Origin of the sequence: Citrobacter sp. CK180 (assembly GCF_030333655.1) — a bacterium.
Classification (GTDB): Bacteria; Pseudomonadota; Gammaproteobacteria; order Enterobacterales; family Enterobacteriaceae; genus Citrobacter_B; species Citrobacter_B koseri.
In genome coordinates this window covers 23,456-43,232 of sequence record NZ_JAOWFM010000031.1, presented here as the reverse complement: position 1 = coordinate 43,232, position 19,777 = coordinate 23,456, and the positions used below count along the sequence as shown (strand labels likewise).

The 19,777-nt window shown below is 50.8% G+C and carries 21 protein-coding genes and 1 tRNA gene; 10 read left to right on the top strand and 12 right to left on the bottom strand.

The features are described 5' to 3' along the window. Nucleotides 1-422: 422 nt before the first annotated feature. The 7 genes from OGV50_RS03205 to OGV50_RS03175 all read left to right on the top strand — a co-directional run bounded on the left by OGV50_RS03205 (nucleotide 423) and on the right by OGV50_RS03175 (nucleotide 5,409). Nucleotides 423-839 (top strand): hypothetical protein, encoded by a 417-nt coding sequence (locus OGV50_RS03205; protein WP_000559511.1) that lies wholly within the window; start codon nucleotides 423-425, stop codon nucleotides 837-839. A gap of 88 nt (nucleotides 840-927) precedes the next feature. Further along, nucleotides 928-1,293 (top strand): hypothetical protein, encoded by a 366-nt coding sequence (locus tag OGV50_RS03200; protein WP_042999142.1) that lies wholly within the window; start codon nucleotides 928-930, stop codon nucleotides 1,291-1,293. Nucleotides 1,294-1,447: 154 nt separating this feature from the next. Next, on the top strand, nucleotides 1,448-1,756 hold the full coding sequence (locus OGV50_RS03195) for a hypothetical protein (RefSeq protein ID WP_032676630.1): 309 nt from the start codon (nucleotides 1,448-1,450) through the stop codon (nucleotides 1,754-1,756). An 81-nt stretch (nucleotides 1,757-1,837) separates the two neighbouring features. Then, the gene (locus tag OGV50_RS03190; RefSeq protein ID WP_042999143.1) at nucleotides 1,838-2,461 is read left to right on the top strand and encodes a hypothetical protein; all 624 of its coding nucleotides are present in this window, start codon (nucleotides 1,838-1,840) and stop codon (nucleotides 2,459-2,461) included. 96 nt (nucleotides 2,462-2,557) lie between these two features. Then, complete coding sequence (locus OGV50_RS03185; protein ID WP_042999144.1) at nucleotides 2,558-3,550, top strand: ArdC family protein; 993 nt, start codon at nucleotides 2,558-2,560, stop codon at nucleotides 3,548-3,550. 91 nt (nucleotides 3,551-3,641) lie between these two features. Then, nucleotides 3,642-4,595, top strand: coding sequence for a DUF1281 domain-containing protein (locus tag OGV50_RS03180; protein WP_000493293.1), 954 nt, complete (start codon nucleotides 3,642-3,644; stop codon nucleotides 4,593-4,595). A 130-nt stretch (nucleotides 4,596-4,725) separates the two neighbouring features. Further along, complete coding sequence (locus OGV50_RS03175; protein ID WP_042999145.1) at nucleotides 4,726-5,409, top strand: DNA methyltransferase family protein; 684 nt, start codon at nucleotides 4,726-4,728, stop codon at nucleotides 5,407-5,409. Nucleotides 5,410-5,492: 83 nt separating this feature from the next. On the opposite strand, the gene OGV50_RS03170 is transcribed toward OGV50_RS03175, so the two are convergent. The 6 genes from OGV50_RS03170 to OGV50_RS03145 form a co-directional block, all read right to left on the bottom strand. Beyond that, nucleotides 5,493-5,771 (bottom strand): hypothetical protein, encoded by a 279-nt coding sequence (locus OGV50_RS03170; protein WP_042999146.1) that lies wholly within the window; start codon nucleotides 5,769-5,771, stop codon nucleotides 5,493-5,495. After that, on the bottom strand, nucleotides 5,768-6,415 hold the full coding sequence (locus OGV50_RS03165; RefSeq protein ID WP_042999147.1) for a hypothetical protein: 648 nt from the start codon (nucleotides 6,413-6,415) through the stop codon (nucleotides 5,768-5,770). Before OGV50_RS03165 ends, OGV50_RS03170 begins: the two co-directional genes overlap by 4 nt. Nucleotides 6,416-6,450: 35 nt before the next feature. Then, nucleotides 6,451-6,996, bottom strand: coding sequence for a hypothetical protein (locus tag OGV50_RS03160; RefSeq protein ID WP_042999148.1), 546 nt, complete (start codon nucleotides 6,994-6,996; stop codon nucleotides 6,451-6,453). Between the two features lie 57 nt (nucleotides 6,997-7,053). Next, the gene (locus tag OGV50_RS03155; RefSeq protein WP_077816025.1) at nucleotides 7,054-8,250 is read right to left on the bottom strand and encodes a conjugal transfer protein TraF; all 1,197 of its coding nucleotides are present in this window, start codon (nucleotides 8,248-8,250) and stop codon (nucleotides 7,054-7,056) included. Between the two features lie 108 nt (nucleotides 8,251-8,358). Further along, nucleotides 8,359-9,375, bottom strand: a complete 1,017-nt coding sequence (locus OGV50_RS03150; RefSeq protein ID WP_042999150.1) for a hypothetical protein — start codon at nucleotides 9,373-9,375, stop codon at nucleotides 8,359-8,361. A gap of 176 nt (nucleotides 9,376-9,551) precedes the next feature. Beyond that, the gene (locus OGV50_RS03145) at nucleotides 9,552-10,112 is read right to left on the bottom strand and encodes a hypothetical protein (RefSeq protein WP_043001809.1); all 561 of its coding nucleotides are present in this window, start codon (nucleotides 10,110-10,112) and stop codon (nucleotides 9,552-9,554) included. A 197-nt stretch (nucleotides 10,113-10,309) separates the two neighbouring features. Here OGV50_RS03145 and OGV50_RS03140 point away from each other — a divergent pair, with 197 nt between their 5' ends. After that, nucleotides 10,310-11,848: a TraI domain-containing protein gene (locus tag OGV50_RS03140; protein WP_042999151.1), complete on the top strand. Its 1,539-nt coding sequence runs from the start codon at nucleotides 10,310-10,312 to the stop codon at nucleotides 11,846-11,848. A 40-nt stretch (nucleotides 11,849-11,888) separates the two neighbouring features. Next, nucleotides 11,889-12,842: a tyrosine-type recombinase/integrase gene (locus tag OGV50_RS03135; RefSeq protein WP_042999152.1), complete on the top strand. Its 954-nt coding sequence runs from the start codon at nucleotides 11,889-11,891 to the stop codon at nucleotides 12,840-12,842. 276 nt (nucleotides 12,843-13,118) lie between these two features. On the opposite strand, the gene OGV50_RS03130 is transcribed toward OGV50_RS03135, so the two are convergent. The 6 genes from OGV50_RS03130 to aspA all read right to left on the bottom strand — a co-directional run bounded on the left by OGV50_RS03130 (nucleotide 13,119) and on the right by aspA (nucleotide 18,928). Beyond that, nucleotides 13,119-13,194, bottom strand: a tRNA-Phe gene (locus OGV50_RS03130). 115 nt (nucleotides 13,195-13,309) lie between these two features. Then, entirely contained in the window at nucleotides 13,310-13,885 is a 576-nt protein-coding gene (locus tag OGV50_RS03125) for a transcriptional regulator (protein WP_024130805.1), read from the bottom strand. 36 nt (nucleotides 13,886-13,921) lie between these two features. Beyond that, nucleotides 13,922-15,631 carry a protein-disulfide reductase DsbD gene (locus OGV50_RS03120; protein ID WP_200091118.1) on the bottom strand — a complete coding sequence of 570 codons (1,710 nt, stop codon included), beginning with the start codon at nucleotides 15,629-15,631 and terminating at the stop codon, nucleotides 13,922-13,924. After that, complete coding sequence (gene cutA, locus OGV50_RS03115; protein WP_012134473.1) at nucleotides 15,607-15,954, bottom strand: divalent cation tolerance protein CutA; 348 nt, start codon at nucleotides 15,952-15,954, stop codon at nucleotides 15,607-15,609. Before cutA ends, OGV50_RS03120 begins: the two co-directional genes overlap by 25 nt. A gap of 121 nt (nucleotides 15,955-16,075) precedes the next feature. Then, on the bottom strand, nucleotides 16,076-17,377 hold the full coding sequence (dcuA, locus tag OGV50_RS03110) for an anaerobic C4-dicarboxylate transporter DcuA (RefSeq protein WP_012134471.1): 1,302 nt from the start codon (nucleotides 17,375-17,377) through the stop codon (nucleotides 16,076-16,078). A 114-nt stretch (nucleotides 17,378-17,491) separates the two neighbouring features. After that, nucleotides 17,492-18,928, bottom strand: a complete 1,437-nt coding sequence (gene aspA, locus OGV50_RS03105; protein WP_024130804.1) for an aspartate ammonia-lyase — start codon at nucleotides 18,926-18,928, stop codon at nucleotides 17,492-17,494. Between the two features lie 338 nt (nucleotides 18,929-19,266). Between aspA and OGV50_RS03100 the strand changes: the two genes are divergently transcribed. Then, complete coding sequence (locus tag OGV50_RS03100) at nucleotides 19,267-19,743, top strand: FxsA family protein (protein WP_071257314.1); 477 nt, start codon at nucleotides 19,267-19,269, stop codon at nucleotides 19,741-19,743. Nucleotides 19,744-19,777: the final 34 nt, after the last annotated feature.

Genomic DNA, 19,777 nt, shown 5'->3' with positions numbered 1-19,777 from the left:
GACACATTTTCTCAGGATATTCTCAGCAGTAGTGACTTTCCGTTAAGGGCTTCATCGTCCTGGTTCAAACCACAATGTGGGAAGATCTTTGCGTTGACACTATTGCCTGAGGTGCGGGAATTGTGTACGCTTAATTTGCTAACGTTGTCTCTGACAACTGCCAATGCCTGAGTGATTTGAGACAGGCGCCTTCGGGTAATCACATGCCAATGCCATCATAACCTGAGAGATGGCGCTTTCGGGCGGTTCAAACCTGTTTAACCTTTGCAAACAGGAACCTGATTACAGGTTAAGGTCCTTTTCTACATCACTTCACACTACCAAACACCTGATTTACTCATCCGGCATTTTTGGCCTGATTCTCACCCTGAGGGATACTTTCCCTTTGGGACGGTTCCCTTTTTTCATAAGGAATCGTACCCATGCATTACACCAGAATGATCAATCCGCTCGCGTTACTGAGTTGTGACTCACCCGCTTCTGCAAAAATCATTGTGGATTACGTAAAAACTCAGCTTAACGTTCGTCTGGATAACAAACTCATGGTCGACGCAGATCCTCAGGTTCCTGCTGACGGCCTTCCTGATTACCTGACTTTTCTCAGACATGTCGCGCATACAGTTGGTTTTGCAACTGAGCATGGCTTCATAAAACATACCTTTGTCGAAGAAGCAGTGAGCGAGCTTACGCTTCTGGGGACAGATGTTCACAGTTTTCACTGGAGTACAGCTTTTCTTCAGGGCGTTACCAGGTCTCGCGAGGAAAAAGAGCTGGACGAAGCTACAGAGCAATTGCGCGAAATGTTTTATCAGAGCGCCCATTTCTCAGACATCGCCTGACGGCCTTATTAGTCGAAGATTTTCTCACCCTAACGGGACTTCTGTCCCGGTCAGGGACAGGATTCCACAACTCTTTAAGGAATCCTTTATGAACGAGTTAATTCTCACCGAAGATTTTCACATCCGTGCCAGCGAGCGTAATGCTCACAAAGTTGCACTGGCTAAAGCGGAAGGCGAGCTGCTGAGTATCGCAGCGCTTCGCCGCCTTGACCTAAATACCGGGACAGATGAAGACGGCTTTCCGTATTATGTCTGGGATATGGCTTCTGTTGCCCGGGAACTGGCTGAACTGTATGTTCGAAAACTTATACCGGGATCATGGGAGGCATTCTTTAACGACCTCTGCCGCATGGCAGAAGGTATTGATAAAGAAGCCTGGATATATTTCTACAAAAGCGCAGTCAAAGACGAAGAGGCCTTTCTGTCTATGGAACGCAGCGATGCTGATTTCTGACGTGATGCACTGAACCCTATGGGGACTTTCTCCATACGGAGGTGGTTGTGTTTTCTGAATGAAGCCAGCTTATAACTGATGTACCAACCCATGCGGGGACAACCTCCCTGCATCTGCGGTGATGGTTTTCTCCGCATTAACTAAGGAGAAAACCATGAGCAGTATAATACTGTTGTTTATCACCCATACCACGCGCGTCCTCAGCCGCATTTCAGAAGCAATGCGGCAGCAGCAGGCCGAATGGTTCACCAACCGTAGCGGTCACAGCAGTTTCCGCGCCGAGGTCGTTCAGTCTGAAGGGGGTTTTACCGCCATCATTTCACGCAGAACGGGCTACAGTTCGCGTGACTGGCAGTATCAGCAACTGGCCAGCGCCGGTCAGTTTGCCTCCGCACGTAAGGCTTTACGGGCGGGACGGCAGATGGCGCAGCAGATGGCCTGGCTGCGTTACCGTTTCGACTGAATCAGTTCTGACTGATTAACACTTCCCGGAGGGACCTTCCCTCCAGGGGAAGTCTCCTCCTTATTAATTTAAGGAGTCCTGATGATTCGCTTTACCTCAACCGAATTACGCCCTCTTTTATCACAGCAGGGCGGTATGCAAAGGCCACTGCTGCTTGAAAAGAACCTTGGTATATACATCCGGGTTCCGGATGACCGAAACCCCGGCGAATGGCTCAGGGCATGGGCGGAAGGTTGTAATCCCTCGAAAGATGCAAACTGGTCGGAAAATGCAGACCTGTTAATTCCCGGGAAGGAATACGCTTTTCAGACCTTTATGGAGCAGAGCAAATTCGACGCCGTTCTGACCGAACACCACGATCTTTTTATGATGCCATCGGCCGGTCCACTGGGGACTGGTATGACAATTCGTAAAGAGACCCGTCCGCCAGAAAAGGTGTATGTCCTGGTGGAGGAATATCGCAGCAATATTCGTTGGCTCTACGATCAGTCTCTCCGGCATTTACCTGCCTGTGTGGGGAATGCGGAACGTCTGAGCTGGCGCTCGCAGGCGCTGTATGTGCTTGACAGGGTAATCCGTCTCGACTGTAAACGGGCAAAACCTGCTGATCGCGCGATATTTGAGAGTGCGGTTCGCAGCGTGCGCAGCAGCGTCAGCGAGGTGATGTCTGATGGCTCTTTCCGTTACGCGGCAACCCGCCGTTAGGTTGTATTACTGACTATCTCTGACTTTTTTCCACTCCCGGTGGCGCATTCTTCCGCCCCCGGGGAGGATGCGCCCTTTTTTACAGGTTGCATCCTTATGAACAAATCCATTCGCGGCCGTAAGGCCGCGCCGGCTCAGAAAGCCGATCTTTACCAGCAGGTCACCGACAAAATCATTGCTGCCCTGGGAAAAGGGGTTCCACCGTGGCGCCGGCCGTGGCGTTCTGCACAGAACGTACATGGCAGCGCGTTACCGGTGAATGCCACAACCGGCCGCCATTACAGCGGAGTGAATATACCCTTGCTGTGGATGTCTGCTGAAGAGCGGGGATTTCCATCCGATCGATGGCTGACATACCAGCAGGCGAAAGCCGTGGGTGGTCAGGTGCGCAAGGGTGAAACCAGCTCGATGGCCATTATCTACAAACCGTTTGAGAAACAGGCGACGGATGGCAACGATAACAAGCTGTTCGATAAAGACGGTAATCCCGTCATGGAGTCGCTTGCGATGCTGAAGCCGCTGCAACTTTTCAATGTCGCCCAGTGTGATGGACTGCCGGATGCTGTTGCCGGCATGCCGCCAACAGAGGCAGAAGAGGAGCGGCATTCCATACTCAGTGAACAACAACAGGGGCAGGTACTGTCAGTACTGAATGCAACCGGTGTGGTTTGCACATCGTACCGACAAAACCGGGCGTATTATCAGCCATCAACCGATCGAATTGTGATGCCTACGACTTCGCAGTTTAATTCTGAAGCTGATTACTGGTCCACGCTACTGCATGAACTGGTTCATGCAACCGGCCACAGCCGCCGCCTTAGCCGTGAAGGGATAACATCTTCTTCGCGAAAATTCGGTGATCCGGTTTACGCCTTTGAGGAGCTTATTGCCGAAACCGGCAGTGCTTTTCTTTGTGCAGAGCTGGGTATTTACGGTGATGTTCAACATGAAAGCTATCTGGCCAGTTGGCTGAAGGTACTTCGTGACGATAAAAAAGCCTTTTTCCGCGCCTGCCGGTTTGCCCGGGAAGCGTCGGAATTTTTACTGCAGCCACTGAACCGACAACCGGAACAGAACAAGGCTGCTTAACAATAAACTTGATGGCCCTGGTCATCAGCATCCCCTGAGGGTATCTCCTCAGGGAGATGCCCTCTGTCTAAACTAAAGAGGAGTAATAACTATGTTTTCATGGTGCAAAAACCGTCTGGAAATCACTGCGAAATCTGTTTGTATTGACGTGATGCAGTCCTGGATTGCCGGCACTGAAACTCCGCGTTATCGACATGCCATACGGCAGGCCATAAAGCTGTTTCTTGCTGGATGTGCCGGGATACTTAAGCCAACAAAAGCGACAGAGTTTACTGCTTATCCGATGCTTACGGCCGCCGGTACGGGGGCTTCTACTTCGGCAAACCAGGCGTTCCAGCATTTCCTGGAATTAATGGAAAAGGATGCGTGGCTCGACAGCGCTACTATTGCACGTATGGAGAAGATCTGGGTTCAGTCCGGCCTGGAAACACTTAAATGGGAGAGTATTCCAGTTTCATCGCGCCAGATAATGTCCCAGTTGATGGCTGTTCACTATGCTGACTGGTTTGGTGTTGCCAGCTTCGGGGAACAGTTCGATCCGCAGGAGCGTTGGGAATGGCTCAGTATAATGCCGGCCGCGAGTTGTCCCTGCGATATGCTGATGATAATGCCGTCACGTCTTGCAACTGAGTTGAACGGTAACAGTGGTTTGTTCCGGGGGCTTAACACAACTGCAGATCTTTACACGCAGCTGTATGGTGTGGAGTTCCCGGCTGGTCATAAAGCCAACTGGAGCCGTGAATCACTGGGCACGATATTACTGACGTTCGATACCCCCTGGTACCCGCCATCTGGAGAGGTTATGGGTGAGATGTCAGAGCTGTTTGACTGTGAGATCCGTCATTACTGGAAATCAGTGGATGAAGGTTTTTCCGGATATAACTGTTTTGACCGCGGTGATCACGTTGACAGTGGCCCCTGGCCGGAAGAAATGCAGCAACTGAGCAACGGTGAAACAGCAAGAATGTACCTTGTCTCTACGGAAACCACAGCGGTAACGCCATATGCGGCGCCAGCGGCACAATACGGGAGCATTCGGGCCTGACACTAAACCAGGATAACCCGGGCTAACCGGTTCAACATACTGGCCACAACACTTGTTGTGGCTTTTTTTCACCCTGACGGGAAACACTGTTTCCCCGTCAGGGGCGTGTTTCCCGTTAAAGGAGACATGCATGAAAAATCTTATAAACCATGAAAAGGCGTTCATTTCGCTTTTCAACCAGACTGCTCGTTATCACCATCGACATCAGGTTTTTGAAGACTTCATCAGTTGCAGCGTTATTGCTCTTCAGAATGCCCTCAGTTTCTGCGAAAAGCGGGAGCAGAAATATCTACACATAGTTGCACGTTATGAAAAGAAGGATGTAGTCCGTATGGCAGAATTGCTGGCCCATGTTGTCAATGGGCTGGATGATTCACCGGGGGATTTTCTTGGACAGGTTTTCATGCAGCTCGAACTGGGTGATAAATATCGTGGTCAGTTTTTTACCCCATGGGATGTGGGCATCATGATGGCGCGCATGCAACTCGGCAACGTTGCTGATAATTTTGCGGACAAGCCTTTTATTACCCTGGCGGAGCCAGCCTGTGGCGCAGGATGTATGGTGCTCGCATTTGCCACTGTGCTGCGCGATGCCGGTTATTCACCACACCGGTATTTGTGGGTTTCAGCTACTGATATCGATCCGCTGGCTGCGGGGATGGCTTATATTCAGTTAACGCTGTGTGGAGTGCCAGGTGAAGTGGTTATTGGCAACTCTCTTTGCGATGAACGCCGTCGTGTGTTGCATACGTTTGCGCATTACCAGGGCAACTGGCCCGGTCGTTTACGTCATGTCCTGAATCAGGCCGCCTGAATAATAAAAAGCTCCCTCCCGGGGGCTTTTTTATTGGGTATAGAGATTGAATGGTTGATGAGGCAGCATCTTGCTACTGGCCGTTATAGTAGTCTTATCTGAGATGGCATTTCTCCGCGAACGAATTTAATGGTTAGCGGAGCATCAGTTCTGACCTGCAAAAGTGCTTTTACTTCCTCTTCAATTTCAGGCAAATACAGGCCTGTTTTCTTATATGCAGGGAAAAAGAAAAACCTGATAACGGCAACGATCCTGTTCAACCAGTTTGCCTTCACGGACTTTTGGATGTCTTCAAACTCATCCAGTGTCATAGCGCCAATTTCCTTCCCGTTGGCTTCGACTACCCAGTACACATCTTTCATTCCGTCACCTCATCGTTCAGGCTTTTCCGTTTATCTACATCGTCTATTAAGGTGTTTGCCTGGAGATGACGAAGTGCGAATTCCAGTGAGGGAAACTCCATCGTTTCCTGACGTGACATAAAGCGATCTGTGGCGATGCCATATGTACCTGTTTCGATATTAAAAACGAAGCTGTGGTAGCAGTCCACCGCGGGGTAGTTATAAATCATTAATGATTTTTCTTTTCGCTCATCAGCAATAAGGTACGGCAGAACAAACTCCACCATCTGGACTGTTTGCTCCAGTTCTTCTTCAGACTTTGTTGTGAAACCGATCCCGTAAACTGACTGTCCGGTATAAATATTGCCGAAGGCAGTTAGACGCAGACCTGCGATCGTACCGACCCATTTATCACGGTATGCTCGCATGGTAGTTGAGGCATCCTCACTCATACTAAATATTCCATGCCAATTAGGAACATCTCCCCAGCTCGCTATGACGAGTTCATCTCTCTGATTTTCCAGGTCTGCAAGGTGGTCTTCGGCTATTTCCAGATTTCGTTCTGCACGTCTGACTGAGCGCTCGCGTTTTGCAATAACCTCTGAGGCATCGCTAATTAGCTTTTCAATGGCTTTGATATTTTCACCAGTTGGTAAACTGGACATATCAGTCTCCTGCGGCCGTGGAGAAGGTGACTTGCTCATTGCCCGACCTCCCGACTAACCTTCGTACCGCGTGCGACTTCCGGAATTTGTTTCCACAGGCGCGCGGTCCATTCAGGTTTAAGATGCTCCGGATTGGAGGAACGATAAATTGCGGTCACGTTGCTGCGTTTAGCATCGCCTGTGACTTCTATTGTCAGGCGATCATTAGCTGCCCAGTTCCGGCTCATGCGATAATAAGACCCAGGTTGGGCTGACCAACTGGCACCTTCTGAAATTGCCGATGCTGACCAGCCAGCATTTCCCTGGCCATTGTTTCTTGCTGCTGAAACATCTTCATCTGAGGGAAAACCATAATGTTGCTTCAGGCGTAGTGCAGCAGTATCTACGCCGACTGGCAGGCTGAATGCCTGGGTAATCTCATTACGTTCAGCCTGTTTGTCAGAAGTATGCTGCTCTCCAGGTGATATCATTGTGCTGACATCTGACAGTTGCTGCTGAAACTGATTGAGCTGGTTCTGGCTACACCCCGCAAGAGCCATAAGTACAAAAGAGATACCTGAGCAAAGAATGAGTTTTTTCATAGTGTTCTCCTGAGGACTTCCAGGGCTGTCAGTAAACAGCCCCTTCATTTTGCTGGATCAGAAAGTGAATTGAAGTTGTGCAACCGCCCCGTAGGTACGATCAGTGCCTGCGATGCCCGTGATATCCAGGTGAACCACATCAAACGGAGAGAACCCCAGGCCGGCAGTGAAAGCATTGCCTTCTCCGGAAGCCATGTTCTGGCGGTAACCCGCACGCACCTGCATCCAGTTCCAGGCATTAATCTCGGCACCCAGACTTGCAAACTGACGCTTATTATCACTGGTGAAACCACTCGCTTCAGTCAGGTCGACATCGAGCGCGGTTGTGATGAAGCTGTTGTGCCATGAGGCGCCGGCAGTGGCCTGCGGTTTAATCTTGAACGTTCCCTTTTCACCATTTACTTCTTTGGTATCGATTGAGCGGGGGATGATATTTTGTACGGCCAGACCGAGAGTCCAGTTATCGTTCAGGTTTGTGGACAGACCGACGTCGGCGTTAAAACCGGTTTTGGTATTGCGGTACTCGCTGGAGTCAATGTCGTTTTTGTCAAAATTACTGACGGAAACGTTGTAGTTAAACAGGTCAACGCGCTGGTATTTTGGTGTGATACCAAAGGACCAGGCATGTCCTGCAGTTTCGAACTCATGCGCCATGGCCACGCCGACATCGGTGATCACAGCCGCACGACCGTAGGCTCTTGACGTAAGTGAGTCAGTATCCACTGCAGAAGGGGGGATTGTGCCATCGGCGACCTTGTCGAGGTATTCCAGGTCGTGATCGCTGACCTTACCATCGACAGAGACAGTACCCCATGATTTCACCACAACGGCAAACGGTAGTGTCTGGTTCGGCACAGTTGCAATAACTGAAGCCCCGACCTGGCCGTTCGCATGTGTGTTTTTCAAATCCTGAAGCTTACTCTTGAGTGCCGCGGCGCTTTCGCTGACACCGGACTGATTAGCGACGGCGCTGTCGAAACGATCCCAGAGGTCCTTAACATCATCCGCTTTATCCACGGTTTTATCCGGGTCAGAGACCTGGGCGCCCATCGATGGCAGCACCAGGCTGAAATCATCGGTTGGTCCGGACGTAGTTAACAGAGCAGGGTTAGACAGAGCAGCTGTACCGTAGTGCGCGGATGCCACGCCGGTGCCACCCATAGCATCACCGCGTGCCTCCATCCAGTTCGTCGCAGCATTAACCGATGGCACTGCGGAAACCAGAAGAGCAAGGGAAACGCAGCGTGTAATCATTGAAATTGAAGCTTTCATCATTTATATCCTTTGTCGTTTATGGTGTTTAAGGCAAAAAAAACCCCTGGCGCTGGCGCACCAATAAAACAATGTGTCTGACTGGTTATTTCACTTAATATTGAGGGCTGTTATTTGGCTAACAAATTTACTCCATTCTGGTGTTATAAATTCCTCAGGGAAAAGAAAAGGTTCTCTTTCCTCTTCGGTCCAAATATTTTGAGAAAACTTACCTGACTCTGTTCGTTGAAGTTTCTGAATCTCCCACAGTGCAGCGGCCGGAAGTATCTTTCCTTCTCTCAGCGCATCCAGTAAATAACCGGATGCATAAAATGTGTCGAAACTGTTGAGAATATGCGCTCTGAAGAGAATGTTGCTCATGCTCAGAAATGAATTAAGTTGTGTTTTATAAGCACCTGAAGATGGACAGTGCCCGATACATTCAACTACACGAATTGTTGTGTTATTAACGGTTTTATAGCGCCGAATAAAAATGAAAACATGTCCGGATTCGTCTTTGATATCTCCTGAGGTGTATTGATTCTCTCTGACCAGGAATATGTCAGGACGGGTCAGGTTGTCGTCAGATGTATATTCCTGAATTCTTTTTTTAATTATCATGGCAACCTGCATCCATTCGCTGAAAGCGGTCAGGTACACTGGCCGGGGATCACTTCCTTCCAGCCATCTGGTACTTACACAGAACCAGTCAGATAGCTGTTTCAGCAAAGGTGCAGTTAAGTAATCCATCGTTCTTTCACGGCTTTCCAGAACGCTCAGACCGATATTCCAGTCCGAGAGCAGGCGAGCCACGTCCAGTACCGACAGGCGGTGCTCATCCATCAGCAGCCAGAACCGTTCGTGGATATGTGTGATCACAGCCTGTCGGGGGATAAGCGTCTCGCGCATGATACCCTCGACGAGAATATTGACCAGTTCAGCTGATGAAATACCCAGGCGTCCTGATACCAGTGTGACGAAATCCCTGACAGCTGGTTTAAAACGTATTGCAATAGGGCTGCCAGACGTTTTCTTTCCGTCCGAAAGCTGGGCTACCAGCTGCTGCATATTTTCATCCCGTTCAGTGATGATACTGGCAAGGATGGAGGTGATGTTCAGACGGTTCATATCATTTCCCGGTGTTGGCTAATACATTAATTCGACTTAAGTTATTAATTATTGTATCCACTGTGGATACGTTACCGCGCACCAGAGTGGATGTATAACGATGAAAATCGATCGTTCAGATCGACTACATTGATGTAGCCAGTGTGACAACAGGTGAAAAATCAAAACAGGGGAAATTATTTTTCCGGATTGAAAGTTTTTCGTATGACAAGAACGGGCCATAACGTTCTGGACGGTACACGCCAGCGCCACTGTGCAAGAAGAATTTCCAGTTGCATAACTGCACGCGCAGCGGGTGTGAAGGGGACATGTATGACATGGCTTCGGTAATGTCCGGCCTGAATCTGAAGATGCCTTCTGATACGTTTAATTCGATAAGAGGTGAGGAGATGGGAGGCAATCACGATGGTGTTTTCTCTGCCACTGAGAGCGTCCTCTATACTGGTTAGCACTCCATTCCAGAACCAGGCCACACGTTCGGATGAAATACTGACGGTTGGCTGGTTTGGCGACAGATGCACGAATATCCTTGAGCTGCGCTTATGGTAGCTCAGGATGCAGGGCTGGTTGATGAGTCTGCGCTGCATCCAGTTCACCACTCTCAGAGAAAAAGGGGATAGCAAAACAAGCCCCCAGAGATACACCATCCCATCCTGATACCCCGTAATCAGAGCGATGAGCCCGTAACTCACAAGACCCCAGCAGAGGATAATTCCAGAGACTACTAATCTTTGCATTTCTGTCGCTTCCCTCAGATTTCTGATGGCGCTTAAGGAAGCATGCTGATTAATTCTCTTCATCTGAAAACTGTGAACCGGCCTTTAAGGATTAATGCAAGTTCGTTTTGTTTAATCAGGAACTAAGGCTTTTGACTTGCAAAATACAACCGTCTCCATAGCGTAGCGTCAATTCGGAATCTGGTTATGGGGTGGTTATGCGTGGACTGAAATGGTTAACAGGCCTTGGGCTGGCAGTCGGAACGGAACACTCAGTAAGGCCATCCGTGCAGCCGGCGCAAGCGGGAGGGTTCCGGAACGTACTGTCCGGTCAGTTGTTACTGGGAACTGCGGAGCGACAGAAGTTCGTCCGGATGTTGCGGGAAAATTGCCCACTGTCACAGTCTGCCTTTGACGAATTCTGGCTAAAACCCTTAGAGCAAATGGCCGCTCGCGTTCAGGAAGTACCGGCAGCCTGGGCGGGGCCGTTCGCCACTCCAGGGGGCTTTACTGACCTCAGTTTATCCGTGGCCGCAAGTGCCGTGAGGCTGGTACGCGGTATGATGTTACCTCCGGGAGCGACGCCTGAGGAGCAGGCAGAGCAGGGGCCAGCCTGGATATGCGCAGTGTTCTGGGCTGGGCTTTTTCATCATCTTGACTGGTTGTCGCAGATTGAAGGGAGCCTGGCGAACGGAAAAGCCTGGTGTCCGGGGATGGAAATACCCGGTGCAAACTGGCGGGTGCGTCCCCGGCAGGGGAGAACGGCTTCAATGAACGGAATGTACATTGCCAGTAAACTCATCCCGGATGCTGCGGCTATCTGGCTTCAACGCTGGCCGGCGATTTCAGGTGCGCTATTTTTGTACCTCAGCGGACAAAAAGCTCAGTCTGGAATTCTCAACAGCATCATCAGCGATGCGCTTGCCAGCGTTGCCAATAAATCAGGAACCGTTTCTGGTACAGCAAGCCCCTCTGAAAGCGATAAGGTGATCACCACAGGGGAGGAAGGGGAGGAAGAATCCAGAACAAACAATATCCCAAATTTAATAGACGACGATATGCATCAAACGTCCAGTCACAAAAATATAACACCGGTTCCAGAGCCAATTAACAATGCATCAATAGGTTACGATACTAACCAGACAGGTGATTATGCTGCCAAGGATGTTACCGGTCAGGTTACGTTGCTTTCGGCATTTGATAATCATGATACGCAGTCATCCGATGAACGAACAGGTGATGACACTGTCCCGGATGAGTCGGTATCAACCGCAGAACTTCTTAGCGTGCTTGACCAGATGTCGGGCTCTGGTGCACCTGTTGTTGAAGCGAAGGTTGAAACTACTTCTTCTGAAGAGTTTTCGCTAGTCGGGATGGAATCTGGCACTCCAGGAGAAAAGTTTCTGGACTGGCTGAAATCCTCAATCCATGACGGTACGGTTAGTGTCAATGAGGGCGAGAGTTTTGCACATATTCTTGCTCAGTTTGTATTCATTGTTTCACCTGAGTGTTTTTTTAAATATTTATCGCTGAATACAAACGAGTCACTGGATAAATCAGCGTTACAAAAAAGCTTTGAAGCTCTGAACGTTCATTATTCACGAAATGGTAAAGGCCTCTGGCATTACCATAAATACGATACGCCGGACAAAAGCGGTCGTTACACCAAAATGTCAGGATACATGCTGAGCGCTGACATTATTTACAGAAAAGGAACCTGTCCACCGGACAGCGTATGGCTTGCACGAAGAAATTAATACTATTGCTTAAGTCAGAATAACAATATACGAGGTGAATATGAACAATGCATTTGAACAAGTGCTGGATGATTATTTTTTCAGTAAATCTTTGCGCCCGGCTACGGAGTGGAGCTACAGGAAGGTAGTCAGATCATTCATTTCCTTTAGCGGTGAAGGTATTTCACCTGAGCAGGTTGATAAAACGCTGGTTTTAACGTGGCGCCGAAAAATTATCCATGAGGAAGGACTGAGCAGAACGACCTGGAATAATAAAGTGACTCATATGCGCGCTATATTTAATCACGCCATCGTTAATGGGCTTGTAACGATGAGGGAAAATCCTTTCAACGGGGTAATTACCCGACCCGATGTCAAACGCAAAAAAACACTGACTGATGTGCAGATGAATAAAATTTATCTGCACATGCAGGCGAGGGAAGAGGATGAACGGACTGGTATGATGGAGTTAAGAAAAAGCGCCTTACGGCCAGCATGGTTCTGGTTAACGGTACTGGATGCATTGCGGAGAACAGGGATGCGCCAGAACCAGCTGCTGCACATTCGCCTGGAGGATGTAAATTTTGAGCACCGATGGATTAATCTCCGGCCTGAGGGTTCCAAGAACCATAAGGAACACCGGGTTCCGATTACTGAAAACCTACGACCCAGACTTGAAAGGCTCTATAACCTTTCCCTTGAGCGTGGCGCGAAGATGCAGGATCAGTTGTTTAATCTTTCTCGCTTTGATGGCCGGAAGAATGAAATCAGCAGCAACATGGATTATCCGCCGTTGCGCGCGTTTTTCAGACGACTTTCACGAGAATGCGGTTTTACAGTCAGCCCGCACAGATTCCGACACACCATCGCGACTAACCTGATGCGTTTGCCGGATCGTAATCTGAAGATGGCACAGGACCTGCTGGGTCATTCAACGCCGGCGGTCACGCTGGAGTATGTTGAAAGTGACCTGGATAAGGTCCGGGACATGCTGGAGGAGCTGGATGCGGCATAAGACTAATCTTAAGTTAAATCTAAGTTGATGAAATTAAAAATGGAAAAAAAAGGGATGTTTGCTTTACAAAAGATTGACACAGGGAAGATCTGAGGGTAAATACGTTCGTGAAGTAAATTGTGGACGTGAGAAATCCAGAGGATGGTTCGAACATCCTCTGGATTTAAGTCCCGTGTTCAACTGATGCGGTAACACAAGTACCATCATCATGCCGTCTGGGGACTACTGTCTTGCCCGTTAAGGATCTCATCTCTTAACGAACAGGCTCTGAAGAAGTGGTGCCCGGACTCGGAATCGAACCAAGGACACGGGGATTTTCAATCCCCTGCTCTACCGACTGAGCTATCCGGGCAACGGGGCGCATTAAACCGTAAAGGGGCGCAGGCGTCAACGGCTTTCCATGAAAAAAATGACAAAAGACAGCTGACTGCCTGCTTTTCACGCAAAAAGCGCAAAATTGGCTCTAATTACGTCAACGCGCCGCCCTGACGGCAGCGGGCAAAGCGCAGTATATCCTCCGCCAGACGGTGGGCGGTATCCACATCAGCCTGGCTGCGATTGACCAGCATTCGGCTGAGGCAACCTTCCAGCACCAGTTCCATCTGTTTCGCCACCATCGCCGGGTCGTCAATTTCGAGCGTTGTCAGCAATTCGTGGGTGAAGTCATGCGCCGCCCGTTTTTGCTGATCGGCCAGTTGGTGAATAGGGTGGGCAGGATCGGGATAAAACGTACAGGCAGCAATAAACAGACAACCAGGATAGCGGTTGTTGCTCACGCACTCCGAAAGCGCGTTATAGCGCGCCAGCAGTTTTTGTTCTGCGGTAAGGGTTTCATCAAGCAAAAGCTGGCGACGCCAGATGTCTACCTGTTGACTCAGATAACGCAGGGCGTCGTACAGAATAGCCTCTTTATCGGGCCAGAAGCGCTGTAACTCATCAAGTGGATAATCAATGCGTTCTGCCACCATTTCAAGCGTGGTGTTTGCTATCCCTTGAACCTCAAGTAATTTCAGGGCTTCTCCCAGGACATCTTCACGTTGCACGGTATTCTCCTCCGTCTTTCCCACAGAAAGTGTCGCTCACGGTTGGCGATCGCGCAAATGTGCGCTAAAGGTCGTCGCATTCATAAAGCCCGTCACTCGCGCATTCGGGTGCTCATGGCCTTGCGCATCAAAAAACAGGATTGTCGGTAAACCCAGCACATTCAGGTGCCTGAGTAAGGCGACATCCTGCGCATTGTTGGCGGTGACATTAGCCTGTAGCAGCACGGTGTCGCCCAGCGTCTGCTGAACCTGCGGATCGCTGAAGGTGTACTTCTCAAACTCTTTACAGGCGACGCACCAGTCGGCGTAGAGATCCAGCATTACCGGCTTTCCTTTTGCCTCTGCCAGCGCCTGATTTAACGCATCGACTGTCGTAATCGGCTTGAAGTTCAGGTGCGCCTGCGTCTGGGCGGTTGTTGCGCCAAACGCCCAGTCCTGTAACGGACGTACGCTGACCAGCGCCGCCGCCAGCAGGATGATTTGCACAATGCGCATCCCGCCGCGTCTGGCGTGCAGGCTGGTAATAAACGCCCAGCCGAAGAAGGCGACGCCCAGCAGCGACCACAGACGCAGTCCCCACTCGTCGCCGATTACCCGCTCCAGCAAAAAGACCGGCAGCGCGAGGATCACAAAGCCAAAAGCGGTTTTGACGTGTTCCATCCACGGGCCGCTTTTCGGTAGCAGACGGTTGCCAAACACGGTGACCAGAATCAGCGGCAGCCCCATGCCCAGCGCGTAGAGATACAGCGTTCCACCGCCAAGCCACATGTTCCCGCTCTGGGCGATGTACAGCAAAATGGCGCTCAGCGGCGCGGTGGTGCATGGCGAGCAGATAAGCCCGGCAATCGCGCCCATGACAAATACGCCGCCAGGAGAGCCGCCCTGCTGACGGTTACTCATCAACGTGAGGCGCGTTTGCAATGAAGAAGGCAGTTGTAGCGTGAACAGTCCGAACATTGACAGCGCCAGCAGCGTGAAGACCAGCGCAAGGCCGATTAGCACATAAGGGTGCTGGAGCGCCGCCTGGAACTGTAGCCCGGCAGCGGCCACAACCAGCCCCAGCGCGGTGTAGGTGAGCGCCATACCTTGTACGTAGATAAAGGTCAGCAGCAGCGCGCGTCCGGTTGAGAGGCGTTGTTTACCGCCGAGCACAATGCCGGAAATCAGCGGATACATCGGCAGGACGCAGGGCGTAAAGGCGATCCCGATGCCAATCAGCAATGCCCACAGTGCGGAGAAAGGCAGCCGGGCGGCAGGTTGCGGCGTCTCTTCCGTTTGCGCCGCGACCGGCGACGGCGTGGATTTAGCCACCGTGCTGGCGCTCACTTCGCTTAACGGCACGGTTTTGGTTTCCGGCGGATAGCAGAAGCCTGCGTCAGCACAGCCCTGATACGTCACGGTTAACGTCGCGCCGGATGCGGCCTGGTTAACGATGAGCGGAATGTTTAAGCGCTTGCGGTAGATTTCGCTTTTGCCATAAAACTCATCTTCATGCCAGACGCCCGCCGGGAGCCGGACTTCGGCAATTTCGGCCTGAGAGGGGGTGATGCTTATCTGTTTGCGGTAAAGATAGTAGCCGTCTTTCACCTGCCAGGAGAGGTTCAGGTCATGTTGATTCTGCTGAAAATCAAAGGAAAAAGCCTGGTCAGCAGGGACAAACTGCGAGCGGCCTGGTGCGTCAAATAATCCGGCGAAGGCGGATGTGCTACACAGCAGCAGGATCAGCGTAAGGATGCGTTGAGCCATGAGAGGTAATCAGTGTCTCCGTGAGTGACGGGTAAAACCAGAAGTTCAGGCGTTTGATACGGGTGGTGAGACTTCAGGCATTCAAGAAGCGCTTGCTGGTGCGAAACGGTGGTTTTTAAAATCATCTGCACTTCGTATTCCTGCTCCAGTTTGCCCTCCCAGTAATACAAGGATGTCGCGCCCGGCAGTAACGTGGCGCAGGCGGCCAGTTTTTCCGCCAGCACCTTAGCGGCCAGATCCTGGGCTGTTGCTTCATCCGGCGCGGTACAGAGCACCACGACGGCCTCGGGGATGGAGATATCCTGACTATTATCATCAAGCATAAACACCTCGAAAGAACAGAAAGAGCAGCAAGAGTGTGGTCACTATACAACGGAAGGCGGCGGGATGTTAGTCAAAGCGGAGGTAAGAAAGCGGGGCGCGTATACGCCCCGCGAGGAGAACTTACAGCATGACGCTGCCCAGCAGGAAGCCGAAGCAAACGGCAAGGGCAACACCCAGCGTGCCTGGGATAAAGAACGGGTGGTTAAAGACGAATTTACCGATACGGGTTGTACCGGTGTCATCCATCTGAACCGCAGCAACCAGCGTTGGGTAGGTCGGCAGAATGAACAGGCCGGAAACCGCAGCGAAAGACGCGACAGCGGTCAGCGGAGAGACGTTCAGCGCCAGCGCCATTGGCATCAACGCTTTCGCTGTGGCTGCCTGAGAGTACAGCAGAGCGGAAGCAAAGAAGAAGATGACGGCCAGCAGCCACGGATGGCCCTGAATCACGCTACCCGCAGTGTCTTTGATCCAGTCGATGTTGTGAGAAACGAAAGTATCGCCCAACCATGCTACGCCCAGAATACAGATACAGGCGCTCATACCCGCTTTAAAGGTACTGGAGTTCAGGATGGAGTCCGTTTCGACGCGGCAGACGATGGTCGTCAGCGTCGCGACGCTCAGCATGATGATCAGAATCGCGTTGGTGGTGTTCATCAGCGGTGTTGCGACCAGGCCGAGGCTTGGACTGTTGACGATGGCATAAACCACGACGCAGACAACGCCCAGCAGGAACAGCCAGACCGAGGTTTTTGCCATCGGTTTGATTTCAATTTGCTTTTCGCCGCGCAGCTCGATCAGCCCTTCTTCCAGACGTTTGCGGTAAACCGGGTCGTCAGAAAGTTTAGAGTTAAACAGCATTGTGACCAGGAAGGACATCACCAGTACCGCCAGCAGAGTGGACGGAATCACCACGGACAGCAGGTGAATATAGCTGATGCCATGACCTTCCATGACGGAAGACATGTACACCACCGCCGCAGAGATAGGCGATGCGGTGATCGCAATCTGTGCGGAAACCACCGCCGTGGAGAGCGGGCGGCAAGGTTTGATGCCTTGCTCCTTCGCCACTTCAGCGATAACCGGCAGGGTTGCCAGAGAGATGTTGCCAGTACCGGCAAAGATAGTCAGGAAATAGGTGACGATCGGTGCAAGGATCGTGATGTATTTCGGGTTTTTGCGCAGCAGTTTTTCCGTCTGGTTAACCAGATAGTCCAGACCGCCCGCAACCTGCATTGCGGAGATGGCAGCGATAACCGCCATGATGATGGAAATAACATCGAACGGGATATTCCCTGGTTTAACGCCGATGGCTGCAAGAACCAGAACGCCAAGCCCACCTGCAAATCCAATACCGATGCCCCCAAGTCTGGCACCCAAAAAGATTGCCAGCAAAACGATGATAAGTTCTAAAACTATCATATTAGCCTTCCTTGTTGTTTAACAAGTTGATATTAAATTGTTGTTATTTGGTAACTTATGACAAGAAAAAAGGCACGTCATCTGACGTGCCTCCTGTGTTACTACCCTGTACGATTACTGTTCGCTTTCATCAGTATAACGTTTTGCTTTGTAAGCCGGGTGCATCAGGTTCTGTGCGGAGAAAATATCGTCCAGCTCTGCTTCAGTCAACAGGCCGCGCTCCAGCACCACTTCACGGACGCTCTTACCGGTCTCGGCGCAAATCTTACCAACGATGTCGCCGTTGTGGTGGCCGATGAACGGGTTGAGGTAGGTGACGATGCCGATGGAGTTATAAACGTATCCTTCGCACACTTCTTTGTTTGCGGTAATGCCGTTAATGCATTTCTCCAGCAGGTTGTAGCAGGCATTGCTCAGAATGTGGATAGATTCGAACATCGCCTGGCCGATAACCGGCTCCATTACGTTCAGCTGCAACTGGCCTGCTTCGGCTGCCATCGTTACGGTGGTGTCGTTACCGATGACTTTGAAGCATACCTGGTTAACAACTTCCGGTACTACCGGGTTTACTTTCGCTGGCATGATAGAAGAGCCCGCCTGTAGTTCCGGCAGGTTGATCTCGTTCAGACCCGCGCGTGGGCCTGAGGAGAGCAAACGCAGGTCGTTACAGATTTTAGACATCTTCACAGCCAGGCGTTTCAGCGCGCTGTGTACCATGACATAAGCGCCGCAGTCGGACGTTGCTTCAATCAGGTCTTCTGCCGGTACGCAGGCAAAGCCAGTGACTTCAGCCAGTTTCTGCACCGCCAGCGGAGAGTATTCTTTCGGGGTGTTCAGGCCAGTACCGATTGCCGTCGCGCCGAGGTTAACTTCCAGCAGCAGCTCAGCAGTACGTTCAATGCTTTTCACTTCTTCTTTCAGCAGTACGCTGAAAGCGCGGAATTCCTGGCCGAGGGTCATCGGTACAGCATCCTGCAACTGGGTACGGCCCATTTTCAGGATGTCCTGGAACTCAACGGCTTTACGCTCGAAGCCTTCACGCAACTGATTGATTGCATCAATGAGTTTGACGATAGACGCGTAAACGGCAACACGGAAACCAGTCGGATAGGCGTCGTTGGTGGACTGACATTTATTCACATGGTCGTTCGGGTTCAGGTACTGATATTCACCTTTCTGATGACCCATCAGCTCCAGCCCGATATTGGCCAGCACTTCGTTGGTATTCATGTTGACGGAAGTACCTGCACCGCCCTGGTAAACGTCTACCGGGAACTGGTCCATGCATTTGCCGTTATTCAGGACTTCATCACATGCGGCAATGATGGCGTTGGCCACACTTTTAGGGATGGTTTGCAGCTCTTTGTTGGCCAGGGCCGCTGCCTTTTTCACCATTACCATACCGCGTACAAATTCAGGGATATCGCTGATTTTGTTATTGCTAATGTAGAAGTTTTCAATCGCTCTCAGAGTGTGAACACCATAGTAGGCATCCGCTGGAACTTCCCTGGTACCCAACAAATCTTCTTCGATACGAATGTTGTTTAACATGTGAACCTTCTTTTTCAAGCTGCCAATAATTACATAAACACACAGGATATATGTGGTTTCGAATGTTTCCTGACCGACGATTATCCCCTGCATCGGTCTGATACTCGAGATCATATTCTGCTTCAGGATTTCTACCGTAACCTGGATCACTTAAAGTGTGGGAAGTTACCCCTTATTTATTATTTTGTGAAATAGGTCACCGCTTTGGGATTACCACTAAAAATAAGTGTACAAACAGCTTGAAATTTTGCTAACCGTCTCAACATCTGACGCATGCGAATCGCGCACCCATATCAGACAGACGTGATGAAAACGGCTGTCATTTACAGGAGAGTCCTTTGCGCTGGATACCGTTTATTGCCATCTTTCTCTATGTTTACATTGAGATTTCTATTTTTATCCAGGTTGCCCATGTGCTGGGTGTCCTGATGACGCTGATCCTGGTGATTTTCACCTCGGTCATTGGTATGTCGCTGGTGCGAAACCAGGGTTTCAAGAACTTTTTGTTGATGCAGCAGAAAATGGCGGCTGGCGAAAGTCCGGCGGCGGAGATGATCAAGAGCGTGTCGCTGATCATCGCGGGCCTGCTGCTGGTGCTGCCCGGCTTCTTCACCGACTTCCTGGGGCTGCTTCTTTTATTGCCGCCCGTGCAGAAACACCTGACCATGAAGCTGCTGCCGCATTTGCGTTTTTCCCGTATGCCTGGCGGCGGTTTTAGCGCCGGAACGGGCGGCGGCGAGACGTTTGACGGTGAGTTTCAGCGTAAAGAGGACGAGCGTGACCGTTTAGATCATAAAGACGACCGCAAGGATTAAATCAAACGTTGAACCGTAGGCCGGATAAACCGCT